This window comes from Nitrospirota bacterium (assembly GCA_016235245.1).
GTDB lineage: Bacteria > Nitrospirota > Thermodesulfovibrionia > Thermodesulfovibrionales > UBA6898 > UBA6898.
This window is the reverse complement of record JACRLO010000010.1, coordinates 57851-73778: the sequence shown is the minus strand read 5'-3', so window position 1 is coordinate 73778 and position 15928 is coordinate 57851. Positions and strand designations below refer to the sequence as shown.

Below are 15928 nucleotides of genomic sequence, written 5' to 3'. Positions count from 1 at the left end.
TCGTCGGCATTGAAAACATTTCGCATGCCGGCTATCAGCCTCTGATCTGTATCGGAACAGGCGAGGTTCAGAGAGGACACAAAAGCTTCATAAGACCGTCAAACCCTGCCTGAGCGTGTCAGCAGCCTGATAGATCTCGGTGAGCATGGTGTCCGTATCCCGCTTCTTCATGTCGATCTCAAACCCGTCAGGAAGAAATTTCATGCGGCCCTGCCATTGTCCGTGCAGGTTAAAGACCATCTCAGGCTGCACAGGTGTGTCTGGAGAAAATAACACTCTCACCCGTTCCTGAACGGTCTGTATCTTCAGGGTCATAAGCTCCCGGGCAACAAGTTTGAGCCTCATAACCGCAAGCAGATGAGATACTTCCAATGGCAGCTTGCCGAACCTGTCCCTCAGCTCTTCGCCCAGCTCATCGACATTCTTTTCTGTCTTCAGCGATGAAATGCGGCGGTACAGACCCATCCTGATCATCACATCCTCGACATAGGTCTCGGGGATGTACGCAGAGATATTGAGGTCAATGACCGGCTCAATCTCTTCCCTGATATCTTCACCCCTCAGTTCGGCAACGGCCTTTTCAAGCATCTCGATATACAGGTCAAACCCGATTTCATGGATGTGGCCTGACTGCTCGGGACCGAAGATATTCCCTGCTCCCCGGATCTCAAGGTCTTTCATGGCAAGCCTGAAGCCTGCGCCGAGGTAGCTCATCTCCTGCAGGGCCTGAAGCCGCTTCTTGGCCTCATCGCTCATCAGCGATTCTCCCGGAATAATACAGAAGGCGTATCCCCTCAGATTGCCTCTGCCCACTCGTCCCCTGAGCTGATACAGGTCGGCCAGCCCCATCTTGTCAGCCCTGTTGATAATGATCGTATTGGCCCTCGGGATATCCAGCCCGGACCCGATAATGGAAGTTGATAGCAGGATATTGACGTCCATCTCGAAGAACCGGTGCATAATATCTTCAAGCTCCCGGTCCGGCATCTGGCCATGGGCTATGGCAAGCCGGGCCTCAGGCACAAGCATCTGAATGCGCTGGCCGATCTTGTAGATATCGCTGATCCGGTTATGCACGAAAAAGACCTGTCCGTTTCGTTCAAGTTCCCTGCTTATGGCGTCCTTGATCAGGCTCTCATTGAATACGGTCACGGTCGTCCTGACCGCAAGCCGCTCCTCAGGAGGTGTTTCGATAACACTGATCTCCCGGATGCCGGAGAGCGCCATATGAAGGGTGCGCGGAATAGGAGTTGCAGTCATGTTCAGCACATCGACACTGCGCGCAAGCTCCTTGATCCTCTCCTTCTGACTTACGCCGAACTTGTGCTCCTCGTCAACGATCAGGAGGCCGAGGGAGCTGAATTCGAGTTTTTTTGAAAGGAGTGCATGCGTGCCGATCACGATATCCACCTCGCCGGCAGAGAGCGCCTTCAGGGTGTCATTGATCTCCTTGCGCGACCTGAACCGGCTGACATGGTCGATCCTGACCGGAAAGCCCGAGAACCGCTCACGGAAATTGCGGTAGTGCTGCTCTGCAAGGATCGTCGTCGGCACCAGCACTGCCACCTGACGGTTATCATATACCGCCTTGAAGGCAGCGCGCATTGCCACTTCGGTCTTGCCATATCCCACATCGCCGCACAGGAGCCTGTCCATCGGTTTCTCCGACTCCATATCGCGCTTGATGTCTGCAATGGCGGTCAGCTGGTCAGGCGTCTCTTCATACGGGAAGAAGCCGTCAAACTCCCGGTGCAGCTCAGTGTCCGAGGTAAAGGTAAAGCCACGGGCAACCTTCCTGCCTGCATACAGGGCAACCAGTTTTTCGGCCAGCTCATGGACCTTTTTTCGCGCCCGCTCCTTTTTCTTTTCCCAGGTTTTGCCGCCAAGCTTGTCCATGTTCGGCACAACACCCTCTTCAGAGCGGTATTTCGAGAGTGCCTCGATATTCTGGATGGGTATATAGAGTCTGCCGTCCTGATATTCAAGCTGCATCAGCTCAAGCTCTGTTGAACCGCTCTGCCTTCTGACAATGCCCGAGAATTTGCCGACCCCGTGGTCACGATGCACAACGAAATCTCCCGGGACAATATCGTCGAGGGAGGCGAGAAGGTTTGCGACCTTTGACCGCTTCTGCTGGCGGTACGCGCGGCGCTCACCAAAGATCTCCCGTTCGGTCAGAATAAGCAGCCCCTCCATATGAAGGCCGCAAGAGAGCTTCCCTTCAGTCACCGAAAGTCCGCCCTCAAAAGCAGGCAGGTCCTGCATCGAAACTCGCGGCAGTTCGATCTCCTGTTCCTTGAAAAGATCACGCAGCCTCTCTGCCTGACCCGCAGACGGCAGGAAGATCATCACTCTCTGCTGCTCCGCGATCCTGGCTATGGTCTCTGGCAATGCCTCAAGACTTTTCCTCTCCTGGGGCAGAATACCCAGACCGCTCACCGAAAAGAGTCCGGCGTCGGTCTGGCGCATTGCAGACAGTCCCTCATCAGACGTCTCGTCAGGCAGGCTCCCGGATTCAAAGGAATAGCGTGACAGAAAGGTTGTCTGCGGGGGCAGCAGCTCTTTCTCATCTGGCGTGAAAAGGCAGTACCAGCGCCGGTCACCCGCAATATCTTTAAGTCCCCAGCTCAGTTCAGGCTCCTGCGCAGGGAAGATGGTGATGTCATCAACGTCTTTTACTGACTTCTGGCTGTCAACGTCGAACATTCTCAGTTGTTCTATCTCATCGCCAAAGAACTCAATGCGAACCGGATATTCCGACGTGGAAGGGAATACGTCAATGATCCATCCCCTCTGGCTGTACTGTCCCTTTTCCATTACCATCGAAACAGCCCGGTAGCCAAGGTCCAGGAGGGCCCCTTCAACTGCCGACCGCTCCTGCTGTGCCTTGAGCCTCACCCGGAGCAGCTGCTCATCCAGCAGCTCCCTGTCCCAGAACCCTGCATGCAGGTTCTGAAACGACGTGACAAGGGAATCCTCAGTCCCCATATTAAGTATGATCCCTGCACGTTCACCTGCCAGTTCAGGCCCTTCGGCCTCCGGCATACAGAGGACCTGCCTGGGCAGACAAAGCTTCGAATAGAAATCAATATCCTTCTTCAGCACCTCTGCGCTCTGGCTGTCCTTTTCGATGGCAACAAAGGGGCCGGGAGCAAGGGCAAGAAAAACTGCCGCGGATGAACCGGTGAGATTATAGATGCGGTCACAGTCCTCAAAGTGGGGAAGGAATCGTTTTTTCAGAAATGAATGGAGGTTCAAGGGTGCTACGCTGATCTGAGAATCTTTTCGATGATCCGGGTGGTTGAAAGCCCTTTGACAAAAGGAAGGCTGAGGGTCTCTTTTGCAATGTCCGAGCCGACGATCTCCTCACGCCTCCAGTCTCCGCCTTTCACAAGCACCTCAGGCCTCACTGACTTGATAAGATTGTAGGGGGTCTTCTCAGAAAAGATCACCACATAATCGACAGAAGCAAGAGCCGAGAGAACCGCTGCCCTATTTTTTTCCGTATTGATCGGCCGTCCCGGCTTGATGCCGGAAACAGACGCATCAGAATTAAGTCCGATGACCAGAACATCCCCCAACTTCCTTGCCTGACTCAGATAGCGCACATGACCGGCATGCAGGATATCAAAACAGCCGTTCGTAAAGACAATTTTTTTGCCGTCTTTCCTGAGCCTGTCGCATATCTTTCTGATGGCCTGCCTGCTCTGTATTTTTTTCATATCAGGTATGCAGTTCCTTCAGCGCCGCAAACGCCTTCTCCAGGATCGACCTGTCGCCCCTGTACGTTATATGCTTAAAGGCGCTGCCAAACGAGAGCCACTCGGCGCTGTCCACTTCATCATCATGGTCCGATGTTTCTCCCCCCACATACTCCATGAGATAAAAGGAGACCGTCTTCCTGCATTTCGCATTCTCGCCCCTAATGAAATACCAGTAGTTGATGTCGCCAAGTTTATCAACAATCCTGCCGGTCAATCCCGTCTCTTCCCTGACCTCCCTGACCGCAGTCATCTCAGGCGTCTCCCCCTTGTCGACAATACCCTTTGGAAGACACCATGCCTTGCCCCCCTTGACAGAGACAAGGGCCACCTCTACGCCGCCTTCCGCCTTCCTGAAGATAACGCCTCCTGCAGATGTCTGCTTGATCAACGAAGAAGGCCTGATCATGCCTGTCCTTCCTCCGCTGCGGCGTTCATGATATCCTGCCGCAGCCGCAAAGGCTTCATGTCCCGGTTCACACAGCCGAGTTTCACGGCTGCCTGGACCAGCCGCTGTCCTGTTGCGTCACGCCTTATCTCATGGTTAAAACTGATGGAAGCAGGCCCTACCCGGTCAATCGTCGTTTCTATGGCAAGGATGTCGCCATATCTGCCGGGTGACAGGTATTTTAGGGAAGCCTCGGCCACGACAAAAAATATGCCGTCTTCAATAAGCTGTTTCATGCCTATGCCTTTTGACTCAAGAAACTCTGTCCTGGCACGTTCACAATATTTCAGGTAGTTCGCATAATAGACGACATTACCGCAGTCGGTGTCCTCGTAATAGATCCTGATCTTGAGAATATGGGTCATGCTCAGAACGTTTTCCCCGTAATAATACGAACGATGTCATTGTAAAAGGCAAAGGCCATGAGGCTCAGCAGCAATACCAGTCCGACCTTCTGGGCTATGATGATCACCTTATCGCTGAGCGGCTTTCTTCTGATCGCCTCGATGCCCATAAAAAGGATATGACCGCCGTCAAGCACAGGGATCGGCAGCAGGTTAAGCACACCGAGATTGATGCTGATCACTGCCATGAAGGTGAAGAAACTCATGGCGCCCTGGCTGGCCTGCTGGCCTGCCATCTGAAATATCATGATCGGGCCGCCGATGGTATCGGCAGGGATGATCCTCTGAATCAGTTTCACCATCGAAAGGAGCGTCAAAACTGAAATATCCCAGGTGCGGGAAAAAGCCAGCGAAAAGGCCCCGACAACACCCTCATTCTTCATCTCGGTTTTCCCTGAAGGCGTTATGCCGATCAGGCCAACCTCTTTATCCTCGCCAAAGAGGTTTTTGACCATCTTTTTCTCCGGCTTCACCGTCACGGTGATGATACTGCCGTTTCTGTCGATCGTTACCGCCATCTCTTTGCCCGGCTGCTTATGGATGATTTCGGTCATTTCGTCCCACCTGAGGATCCGCCGGCCATCGACCTCAATAATCCTGTCCCCTTTCGTGAGCCCCTGTTTGGCTGCGGGAGAATCCGGGGTGATCGTGCCCACTTCGGCAAGCATATACGGCACACCGTTCATGAAGACCAGGAAGAAGATGAGCACGGCAAAGCAGAGGTTGAAAAAAGGCCCGGAAAAGACCACGCAGAACCGTTTCCAGATCGGCTGAAAATTGTAAGCCCTATGTTTTTCTTCCTCGGAAATCACTTCTTCCTCGTCAGGCGTATCGGACTGGCCCAACATCTTCACATACCCGCCAAGGGGAAATGCAGAGAGCAGATATTCTGTCTCGCCATATTTCCTGCCGATCAGTTTCGGTCCAAAGCCCAATGAGAATTTAAGCACCTTTATGCCCAGGGACTTCGCAAAGATAAAATGGCCCAACTCATGCACAAAGATGAGGATGCCCAACAGTACCACCGCGTAAACGAACATCATTGCTGTATCTCCTTCATAAGGGACCCGGCTTTCAGCCGCGCCCATCTGTCTGCCGCGATCACCTCATCAAGAGACGGCTGCGCAATGCGTTTATGCGCCATAACCGTTTTCCTGATGACAGCAGGAATATCATTAAAACCTATCGCTTTATCGAGAAATGCATGGACAGCCACCTCGTTGGCAGCGTTGAGTACGGCAGGTGCTGTCCCTCCCTGCCGTATGGCTTCATAGGCATACGTAAGGCAGGGGAAACTGTCGTGGTCAGGCTTTTTGAACGTGAGCTGACCGATCCTGTCAAGCTCAAGGCTCTGGATGGGGAGATCAAGCCTGTCGGGCCACGAAAGCGCATACGCGATCGGCGCACGCATATCAGGCATTGACAGCTGCGCAAGAAAGGTCCGGTCCCGGAACTCTACCATCGAATGCACAATGCTCTGGGGATGGATCAGCACATCAACAAGATCAGGGGAAATATCAAAAAGCCAGCAGGCCTCGATGACCTCAAGCCCCTTGTTCATCAGCGTTGCAGAATCGATCGATATCTTCCTGCCCATGGACCAGTTTGGGTGCTTAAGTGCGTCTGTTGCAGTCATATCCTCAAGCTCGTCCTTTACCTTGTTCACAAAGGGGCCGCCCGAAGCAGTCAGCACAATCTTCCTGAGGTCCTCTTTCTTCCGTCCCTCCAGACACTGGAACACTGCCGAATGTTCGCTGTCAACAGGGATGATCCTGACCCCATTTTTTCTGGCCTCAGCCATGACGATGCCTCCCGCCATGACAAGGGCCTCCTTGTTGGCAAGGCCGACGTCCTTTCCCGCACGTATGGCCGTCAGCGTCGGCAGAAGCCCGGCAGAACCGACAATCGCCGAGATCACGACGTCTGCCGTTTCGTGAGCAGCAGCCTGGTTGATGCCGTCAGGGCCGAAAAGGATCTTTGTCCCCTTCACCCGCATCGAAAGCGTCTCTGCCATCTTCTCGTCTGCCACGGCCACAACTTCAGGGTTGAAAGCGCTTATCTGATCTTCAAGAAGATCGATGTTCCGCCCTGCAACAAGCGCAACTGCCCTGTAGTCTGAACGGTTTCGGGAGATAACATCGAGGGTGCTCTGGCCGATCGAGCCCGTTGACCCGAGGATCGTTATTCGTTTCATAGATTTTTTATTATACAAAAAAAGGGACGGTTTAATCTTTCTCCTGACTGAGCAGCAATTCCTCAAGGGCGCTTCATAACTGCCGGCAAAAAACAGACTCCGGAGTGTAGACCTGCAGTTGGCCTTCCCCGTGATTACTTCCTCCACTGCCTAAGGCACCTACTGTTGGTGAAGATAAGGGGAGGTGAGAAGGGGTTATGCTTTTCAACGATCCGCTGAGCAGATATATTTTGCTTTCGATAAGCTGTTGCGGAATGATCTCCATGTTTAGTCCCCTATATTTTTATTTAAATCATTGGCCTATTGTAAAATGACGCAGCCTGCCACACATCACTCCCCGCATCCAAACTCACCTGCAAATTCAGCGGATAGCTTCGCAGTCCCCCCAGATGCTCCCGCAGGGAACGCACGCGACCGTCTTCGGGAATGGCTCTTGACAATCTGTAACCCTTACGGTTACAGTTAAACCATGATCGTATCGTTCAGTCACAAAGGGCTTGAGCGGTTTTTCCAAACGGGCAGCACTGCCGGCATTCAGGCAATCCATGCCAATAGGTTGAAATCCATACTGGCCGTGCTTGAAGCTGCTGACTCTGTAGAATGCATGAGCCTGCCGTCCCTGAAACTGCATCGCCTCAAAGGACAGCAAAGAGACATCTGGTCTGTTACCGTGCAGGCAAATTGGAGAGTTACCTTCCGTTTTACCGGAGGTAATGCAGAGATTGTGAATTATGAAGACTACCATTGAGGAGGTATTTATATGAAGATGTATAATCCGCCGCACCCCGGAGAGGTCCTTCAGACGCTTTGCCTGGAACCTCTTAACCTTTCCATAACCCAAGCAGCAAAGCTGCTTGGGGTGACCCGCAAGACCGTATCGAAGATCGTTAATGGTCATGGAGCAATAACCCCTGAAATGGCGCTGAGGCTCGAAATAGTCTTTGGCTCAACAGCGCAGACATGGATGAATATGCAGACTGCTTACGATCTGTGGCATATGGCCAAGATGCGCAAATCCCTGAAGGCCTCTCTTCATCCTGTAGCTGCATAGAATAGTACGATACTCATGGCACAATCATGATGTATTACCCGGAGATTGTTTCTCGCGTTCATCCCGCAAAGGGGAGTTTTGCGCTACCTGATCACATGCAGAAAAAGGCAGCACCAGTAGAAGGCAGGACCGGCAAAGGTGACGCTGTCGATCTTGTACAGAAAACCGCCGTGACCCGGCACAATCGAACTGGAATCCTTTACGCCGGCGTCACGCTTGAACATGGATTCGACCAGATCGCCGATAATAGCCGCAGCACTCACCGCGACCCCAAGCAGCGTGGCAGTCAGAAGGGGCATGGTCTGAAGAAGTGTGAACCTGATAAGCATTACCCCGATGAAGCCGCCGAGGAATGAACCGACCGCCCCCTCAACCGTCTTGTTAGGGCTTATCTCGACATAGAGCTTTCTCCTGCCGAGGCTTTTGCCGATGTAAAGCGCCAGGCTGTCTGAACCCCATACCGCCGCATAGAGCATCACAAGGAGCGGGGCGCCTGCCTTGATAATGTCCAGCTGAAATGACAGAAGCCCCGGTATATAGAGGAGACCAAAGATTGCGGCAGTCGCTTCCCTGACAGAACCGGCTGAGTCCCTTTTCAGAAAGAGCCGCAGGGTCAGCATCGCAAGGGCCGCAATAAAGAGCGCATCAATAAATAACTCCCGCGCAAAGAACTGCAGGACAAGAAGGGCCGCACCCCAGAACAGCCCCGAATACTTCAGGGACCCTTCAATGCCGGCTATGGCATAGAACTCTGCAAGCGCAACAGTAGAGACTGCGGTTATCAGAAACAGGTAGTACTGCGGCGGCAGATGCATGGTATAGAGATACAGAGCAGGCACCAGAACCAAGGCAACGATCAGGCGCTTAAGATGCATTGGCCCTCCCGGATATGTTGCCGAAACGGCGCTCCCTTCCCTGAAAGTCCTGGATCGCCAGCATGAACTCTTCCCGGTCAAAGTCGGGCCAGAGGGTGTCAGTAAAATAGAGTTCTGCATAGGCTGCCTGCCAGAGCAGAAAATTCGAGAGCCGCCGTTCGCCGCTTGTCCTGATGATCAGATCAGGGTGCGGCAAGCCTGCGGTATCAAGGTATGAGTCGAAATCCTCTTCCGTCAGTTCAATCGGGTTCGAGCAGGAGTTCATCACCTTTCGGACGGCCCTGATGACCTCACTTCTGCCGCTATAGCTGAGCGCGGCAACCAGGTTCATCCCGCTATTATGTTTCGTCTTATACTCGGTCTCCCTGATAAGGTTCTGAATATTGTCAGGCAGCCGCCAGGTCTCGCCAATCGCCCTGAAGACAACATTCTTGCTGATAAGGGTTTCAAATTCATTTTTCAGATAGAACTCCAATATCTTCATGAGCATAGAGACCTCTTCCTTCGGCCTCTGCCAGTTCTCGGTCGAAAACGCATACAGGGTCAGACACTTGATGCCGAGTTCAAGAGACAGATCAATGACTTCGCGGGACCGCTCTGCACCTCTGCGGTGGCCCTCGATGCGCGGCAGACCTCTGAGTTCAGCCCATCTGCCGTTGCCATCCATGATAATGCCTACATGGCTGGGTATCCTTCCGTGCAGGTCCAAGGTCTATTTCCCCTTGGCAGAGTAAATGTACATGAGCGTTCCGAGAGGGTTTTCCCCTTTCAGAATGTTTTCGAATTTGACGCCAAGGAACGGACTCGCAAGGACGACAATCTTGTCACCGGCAAGTGCGTAATCGAATAGCGTCCCCGGGACATTGTCGAGCAAGACGCTCTCTTCCATCGAAAAACCTGACCACCAATAGGTCTTGATCAGGGACTTCTTGACTCCAAGCCCTTTTGCCATCTCGGCAAAAGGGACCTTCTGGACAACCAGAACGTCTTTGTTTCTCGATATGAGCCTGTCCTTGATCGACCACTCTGTTTCCTGGATATAGGAAGCAGGAGATTTTTTCGTGAAGGTCGTTGAAAAGGCCCCGGCGCTCACGCTGCTTTTCCATATCCGTATGCCGTTGTCATTAAATACGTTCAGAAAGCCCTTCTCGTCGTAGGCAAGAACATGGCGTTCACTGCCAGTTCCTTCAAGATTAATGAAGTCATAGATATTGACCCCCTTGGGCAGGTTAAGTTTCTCTCCGGCCTTGTATGTGCTTCCATCCCATGTGACCGTAAAGACATTGCCATCGAATCCTTCATCCGGGAGGTATTTCTGCCCGATCAGGCCGGAGCCGGATTTCCGCAGGAAGAACCTGCCTTCCCAGAGTTTCCTAAATTCAGCTCCGTCAAGCTCATAAATGGTCGAATAGACCTCTCCGTTTCTCATGGAGGTAATGATCAGTTCATCTCTGCCGTTGCGGTTAAGGTCAAGGGCATCTACCCAGAGGTGCTCCTCAGAAACCTGGCCTTTCAGTTCCCAGAGGGGTTTTAAGTCAACGCCCGGCATATAGGTCCGCAGGTCTTTTCCCGTACTCAGGCCAATCTCCTGTTTGCCGTCACCATCAAAGTCTCCGGTCACCACAAAGCGTGCGCCAAAAGGAAGGTCGTACCGAAAGAGAGCCTCGCCCGACATACCGCCAAAATATTCTCCGCCCAGCTTGAGGTCCTTGGTAAACGAGATATCGACCTTGATCTCCGAATCATAGAACTTCACGCCGTCAGAGGCCCAGAATGCCTGCTCCCTCAGCAGCGTGCCCTTATCAGCCTCCTTTGCCGTAAGCACAACGGCAACCTCGGCATTCAGTCGTTTCGCCTCTTCGACAGCCTTCCTGACGTCGCCCGTTTCAAGGGCCGTGTCAGCCATCTCGACCCGCCCCGTAGCCTTCAGCTTACGGTACAGGTCATCACCGAGATACCAATCTACGGTCTTGTCCTGGATAAAGGCCATTTTTACTTTTGTCTCAGAAAGCCTCAGTCTGTCGCCGACACGGACAGTTCCGTCAACAATCGTTCCGCTTACCTGGTCGCCCTGAATAGTCCTGACCTCAGCCTTGCCTGCCTGTGATTCAACCCTGCCCAGGATTTCACGGGTCACCGGATGTCTGAAGGGCTCGCCTTCCCTGAGAATGTTGAGCCGCATACCGGCCCTGAGCCCTTCCTTCGCATTCATTTCAGCAGCGAAAGTACCTCCCTCAACGCTCACGACCTTGCCGCTTGCCGGCTTAAAAAACTGAAGCGTTTCGGTGGTGAGTTTAATCAGCGGGTCCTCGGCGCCAAAGACGAGTGATGACATCACGGCAATATATACCAATACAAACAGAACACTTTTTTTCACGCTGGTTCCTCCCCATGGTCAATCCTGCAGGTAACTATTTTTCTGTCAAGGCACGGTATCGGCAGAACAAACAGCAGTGCGGTGCCCTGATACAGCCGCTCTACTCCCTGCTCTGAAAGGGAGATCGTCTCGACAGGATAGTGCCATAGCTGTATATCTTCCGAAAAGCTGAATTGCAGCCGGAGCTTCAGGAAGGTATCTTCAACCACAAACCCCCTGATACGCTCATGCACGGCCTTTGAGCGGGCCTGAAGAGTCTTGTCGCCAACCCGTATCAAAGCAAAGGGCGAGCCTAACAGGGACAGGTTCATCTCCACGGCAAAAAGACCGCCAAAGGTCCCCTTCAGCAGGTATTCCAGCTCAACGCGCGACTCATGCGTAAGGTCGATCTTCTTTCGTACATCAACCCGGTTGCCGGCCACAACACCCTCGCGGCCCATGACAAGGCTGATATCTCCCTTTTTGTATGACCTGGTCAGGGAATATATTCCGGTGGTAAAGTCACCAAGCTCTTCATGGCTGGAGCCTGCCATGGCGTCGAGCGTTGTCTCTGCCGGCAGGAAGTGGTCGAGAAGCGATACCCGCCTCTGTTTGTCATAGACGAGATATTCCGAGAGGCCCTCCTCTTTCACCGTCAGTTGATCATGAATGGTCTTTGTGCCGCCAGCGACCGCCTCAGAGGCCTGAGCCACCTTTGCATGGTATGCCTCAGGCCTCCGCGTCAGGATATCGAGAATATTCACCGACTGTTTCCTGAGCGAAAGCTCGGTCAGGCTCCCGCCTCGTTCCGTTGCAGCCAGTACTGTGCTCTTTGTGCCGATCAGGACGTCTTCAAAACCGTCGCAGTCAAAATCGCCCTTCTCATTCTGTTTATAGTCCTTAAGGATATCGCAGGCAAGCGTCTCGGCCCGGAGAAGGTGCCGGTAGAGCGCAGACCTCAGATGCGGCAGATACAGACCCCCGAAGATGCCGTGCCAGTATGCATCGTTGCACTGGCCCTTCCAGAGCTCGGCGAGCGCCGCTTTACCCTTCTTCGGGTTGGTACTGCTTGCCTCATGGACTCTTTGGCTGATCATGCGCATCCGCTTGTGGATATGATTTGATTCAGGATATTTCGTAAAGAATGCCCGCCAGATGCCGCCCCGCAGAAGCTGTTTTGCCCTGTCTCCTGCGCTTTTTTCGAGCAGTTCAAGGACCTGCTCATATTCGATCGCCCCCTCAGGCGGCAGCGTCCACTCCCCCATTTCCCGGTACGAAGCAGTCGGCAGGTAGACCTTGCCGAGGGGCTGGAACCTCTCGTAGTATGAGCTGAAGGTCGTCGTCTCAAGCCAGTCGCTGTTGTCCTCAAGCGCGGTGAAGAACCGGTCAAGCCAGCGGTCTTCATAACAGTGCTTGTACGTGTTGGGCCAGACGCCGAATTTTTCGCCGTCGTCAGCCATGGTCAGAAGCGGATTGCCCTGCCGCATCGATATCTCCCTGAAATAGGCAATGGTCTCTTCAACAGACCGGAAGGGGATCAGATAGCGAAGTTTTTCACTGCCAGGGAAAACGCTCACGATATTGCCGTCTTCCTCGGTAATGTAGTAGCCAAGGAGGTCCTTGTCCTCAAGCCCGGTAAGCTTGAAGTGGTAATCGTCAATCGGAAGATACTCGATACCCGCCTCTGCAATGAACTTCGGCATCTGCGGTTCCCATACACGCTCGGCAAGCCACATGCCCCTGGGCCTCAGTCCGATATTTTTTGCAATAAATCGGGAGAGCTCCTTTACCTGGAGCGGACGGTCTTTTTCAGGCAGCACCGTAAGGATCGGCTCATAAAAACCCCCGGAAAGCAGTTCTACCCTCTGCTCCCTGACAAGATTACGGAGGATCTCTATCGCCTCAGGATGATGGTCACGCATCCACGACAGAAGATGCCCCGAATAATGGAGCACTACCTTCAGTTTCGGATGACCGAGCAGGGTCTCGAGAAACGGCAGATAGGACTTTGCGTAGCAGTCCTCAAGCACATGGTCGAAATTCCCTACCGGCTGATGATTATGAAATGCGAGAATAAGATGAAGTTTTGACATCTGCTCCTTATCCGCTCAAGCCCTGCGCCAGAGAATAAAATAATACTGTTTCCGGCAGCGGGCAGGTCATGGATTTTTGCTCACCAATATACCATAAACAGGCACTACGGTGAAAGAACCCGGCCATCTGGCTGACGGGCATCAAAGGGTCCCTGCCAGCAATCCTGCTACGGCCTCCTGCGGCTGCCCGGCATCCCCGTATGCATAGAGACAGGGAGTTTTTCCGACCTCCTCAAGGAGATAGGGGCTGCCAAAGGAGATGAAAAGGTCTGCCCCGGGACTGAAGGACCTGATCGCATCGAAAAGCCAGCTGCTTGCACCGCCCTTCCATGCCTTTGTCTCTGAGAATATGGCAACGATCAAAAACTCGTCTTGTCTTTTTTTGAACGTTTTACAATCAATGCCTGACTTTAACCTGAAGATACGCATTTCAGGGAACTGCTTTTTCAGATGATCTGCAAAGACCATCCCCTTGTCATCTTCATCATCATTCAGGATGACAAGCAGCGGCGTTCCCTTGATGCTGACGCGCCGTGAGGCAGTAAGCGCATCTTCTGTAAGCTGTTGCGACAGGCGGGCATGGGATTCAAATGACGGTTCCTTGCGGAAAGATAAAGGCTTCAACTTTTTCCGGAATTTGAGCAGTCTCGTCGGATCAGATAATGGTTTCATTCTCTGAAGATGCGCTGCAAGCTTATCCGCATCCGAGGGATGAAGCAGGATATCGACTCCTGCCTGAAGTGCCATTGCCGCCGCCTCTTCCTCCGAAAAGTTGCCGATGCCTCCCATATTGAGCGCATCCGTAACAAGCAGGCCGTCATATCCCATGTCGCTTCGAAGGAACTGCACCGCTTTTTTTGAAAAAGAGACCGGCGTCCCCGAGGCATCGAGTGCAGGCACACTCAGATGGCCCAGCATGATCATCCTGACCCCTGCCTCTATGGCCTTTGCAAAAGGTGCAAGTTCATATCTCCTCAGCCTTTTCATCTCCTGATGCAGAACCGGGAGCCTGATATGGGAATCGACCGAAGTGTCTCCGTGACCGGGGAAATGCTTGCCGCAGGCTGCAATGCCCCTGCTCTGGAGAGCTTTGATCATTTCGATGCCCAAGAAAGAGACGGTCGCAGGGTCCTCGCCAAATGCCCTTACGGCGATGATCGGGTTTTTCGGATTCGTATTGATATCGAGTACAGGCGCAAAGATTGTGTTTATCCCTGCATAGTCCGCCTCTTCTGCAACCGCCTTAAATGATTTTTTCAGAAGTTTTATCGCAGACTGCTGGCCGCTGGCCGCTGTAATGTTCTTATATGCAGCCCCAAGCGCCATGGCCGGAGGGAAGACCGTTCCGCCTTTCAACTGCTGCCCCAGACCGCGTTCAAGATCTGAGGAGATGATGAGCGGAAGTTCTGCCTCTTCCTGGAGTCTTGCGACAGAGGTCCGCACCGTCTCGAGTTCACCGCCAAAGACAATAAAACCTGCAACACCCTCTCTGACCAGTGAACGATAACGGGAGAAGTTCTTTTTGATCTGCTGTCCGTTTAGCCTCGGAATCATGAACTGATAATAATTCTGCATGAGGGTATTATACCTGCAACGCTTTCACTGTTTGTAATGAGACCGGTCAAGTTGCTATTCTATCCACGTTTTCATTATTCAAAGACACAGAGGTGATATATGGGATTATTTGACCGTCTTAAGCAGGGACTGACCAAGACCAAGCAGGGCTTTGTCGAAAAAGTAGAGTCAATCTTCAGGGGAAAGGCGATAGACAGCGAAACCCTCGAGGAACTGGAAGAGGCCCTCATACTTGCCGACATCGGCGCAGGCAGCGCTTCCGAGATCGTAGAGCATCTCAGGGAGAAGGTCAGAAAAGGAGAGCTTGGCGAATCAGGCACCGTCAGGGATTTCCTGAAAAAAGAGCTCTCGGCCATATTGGGCTCGGGCCAGAAGCTGGTGGCCTTCGGAGAAAAACCGTTTGTGATCCTCACCGTCGGCGTTAATGGCGCCGGCAAGACAACAACCATCGGCAAGCTCGCCAGCAGGTTCAGGGACCAGGGGTATTCCGTTCTGCTTGCTGCCGGCGACACGTTCAGGGCCGCGGCAATCGAACAGCTTGAGATCTGGGGTAAAAGGACGGACGCCCAGGTGGTCAGACACCAGAGCGGATCAGACCCCTCGGCAGTTGCCTTTGATGCTATCGAGGCGGCCAAGGCACGGGGCACTGACATTGTGATCATCGATACGGCAGGCCGTCTGCATACCAAAAGTCCGCTCATGGAAGAACTGAAGAAGGTGCGGCGCGTCTGCGACAAGGCACTCAAGGGTGCTCCGCATGAGGTGATGCTCGTGGTTGATGCCACAAACGGCCAGAATGCGCTCAGGCAGGCCCAGCTATTCAACGAAGCGGTCGGCGTGACCGCAATTGCGCTGACCAAGCTTGACGGCACTGCCAAGGGCGGCATTGTCTTTGCCATCAAAAAAGAACTGAATATCCCGGTCAAACTGATCGGCGTGGGTGAAAAAGTTGAAGACCTCCAGGACTTCGAACCGGCTGAGTTCGTAAAAGCGCTCTTTGACTGATATGTTCGGACCGGCTTCCACATGTTCACGCTGAAATACCGATAGCATGAAACCCAGCCCTCTACGCCAGAGAAAGCGACAGAGGCCTCTTATACCGTATCCTCATCGAGCACCTCTCTCACTTTCCTCAGAAGCTCAAATGGTGAAATCGGCTCGTAGATCAAAT

14 protein-coding genes are annotated in these 15928 nt (G+C 53.0%); 3 read left to right on the top strand and 11 right to left on the bottom strand.

What is annotated here, in order from left to right:
* Window positions 1-87: 87 nt before the first annotated feature.
* From mfd to HZB31_05030, 6 genes are read right to left on the bottom strand one after another with little or no spacing between them, the layout of a single operon-like run.
* Complete coding sequence (gene mfd, locus HZB31_05055) at window positions 88-3258, bottom strand: transcription-repair coupling factor (GenBank protein MBI5847308.1); 3171 nt, start codon at window positions 3256-3258, stop codon at window positions 88-90.
* Between the two features lie 5 nt (window positions 3259-3263).
* Window positions 3264-3722 carry a D-glycero-beta-D-manno-heptose 1-phosphate adenylyltransferase gene (rfaE2, locus tag HZB31_05050; protein MBI5847307.1) on the bottom strand — a complete coding sequence of 153 codons (459 nt, stop codon included), beginning with the start codon at window positions 3720-3722 and terminating at the stop codon, window positions 3264-3266.
* A 1-nt stretch (window position 3723) separates the two neighbouring features.
* Entirely contained in the window at window positions 3724-4170 is a 447-nt protein-coding gene (locus HZB31_05045; GenBank protein ID MBI5847306.1) for an NUDIX hydrolase, read from the bottom strand.
* A complete protein-coding gene (locus HZB31_05040) occupies window positions 4167-4574 on the bottom strand; it encodes a YbgC/FadM family acyl-CoA thioesterase (GenBank protein ID MBI5847305.1) in 408 nt (135 codons plus the stop codon). The genes HZB31_05045 and HZB31_05040 overlap by 4 nt, the downstream gene beginning before the upstream one ends.
* 2 nt (window positions 4575-4576) lie before the next feature.
* Window positions 4577-5656: an RIP metalloprotease RseP gene (gene rseP, locus HZB31_05035; GenBank protein MBI5847304.1), complete on the bottom strand. Its 1080-nt coding sequence runs from the start codon at window positions 5654-5656 to the stop codon at window positions 4577-4579.
* The gene (locus HZB31_05030; GenBank protein ID MBI5847303.1) at window positions 5653-6807 is read right to left on the bottom strand and encodes a 1-deoxy-D-xylulose-5-phosphate reductoisomerase; all 1155 of its coding nucleotides are present in this window, start codon (window positions 6805-6807) and stop codon (window positions 5653-5655) included. The genes rseP and HZB31_05030 overlap by 4 nt, the downstream gene beginning before the upstream one ends.
* Before the next feature lie 469 nt (window positions 6808-7276).
* Here HZB31_05030 and HZB31_05025 point away from each other — a divergent pair, with 469 nt between their 5' ends.
* Together HZB31_05025 and HZB31_05020 are read left to right on the top strand one after the other, a co-directional pair.
* Window positions 7277-7555, top strand: a complete 279-nt coding sequence (locus tag HZB31_05025; protein MBI5847302.1) for a type II toxin-antitoxin system RelE/ParE family toxin — start codon at window positions 7277-7279, stop codon at window positions 7553-7555.
* Window positions 7556-7567: 12 nt separating this feature from the next.
* Window positions 7568-7858, top strand: coding sequence for a HigA family addiction module antidote protein (locus HZB31_05020; GenBank protein ID MBI5847301.1), 291 nt, complete (start codon window positions 7568-7570; stop codon window positions 7856-7858).
* An 83-nt stretch (window positions 7859-7941) separates the two neighbouring features.
* Here HZB31_05020 and HZB31_05015 read toward each other — a convergent pair whose 3' ends face one another.
* The 5 genes from HZB31_05015 to HZB31_04995 form a co-directional block, all read right to left on the bottom strand.
* Complete coding sequence (locus HZB31_05015; GenBank protein ID MBI5847300.1) at window positions 7942-8733, bottom strand: phosphatidate cytidylyltransferase; 792 nt, start codon at window positions 8731-8733, stop codon at window positions 7942-7944.
* Window positions 8723-9436, bottom strand: a complete 714-nt coding sequence (locus HZB31_05010) for an isoprenyl transferase (GenBank protein ID MBI5847299.1) — start codon at window positions 9434-9436, stop codon at window positions 8723-8725. Before HZB31_05010 ends, HZB31_05015 begins: the two co-directional genes overlap by 11 nt.
* Before the next feature lie 9 nt (window positions 9437-9445).
* Entirely contained in the window at window positions 9446-11110 is a 1665-nt protein-coding gene (locus HZB31_05005; protein ID MBI5847298.1) for a VCBS repeat-containing protein, read from the bottom strand.
* On the bottom strand, window positions 11107-13182 hold the full coding sequence (locus HZB31_05000) for a DUF1926 domain-containing protein (protein ID MBI5847297.1): 2076 nt from the start codon (window positions 13180-13182) through the stop codon (window positions 11107-11109). Before HZB31_05000 ends, HZB31_05005 begins: the two co-directional genes overlap by 4 nt.
* A 141-nt stretch (window positions 13183-13323) precedes the next feature.
* Entirely contained in the window at window positions 13324-14736 is a 1413-nt protein-coding gene (locus HZB31_04995) for a hypothetical protein (GenBank protein ID MBI5847296.1), read from the bottom strand.
* Between the two features lie 120 nt (window positions 14737-14856).
* Here HZB31_04995 and ftsY point away from each other — a divergent pair, with 120 nt between their 5' ends.
* Window positions 14857-15762, top strand: a complete 906-nt coding sequence (ftsY, locus tag HZB31_04990; protein MBI5847295.1) for a signal recognition particle-docking protein FtsY — start codon at window positions 14857-14859, stop codon at window positions 15760-15762.
* Window positions 15763-15928 lie beyond the last annotated feature (166 nt).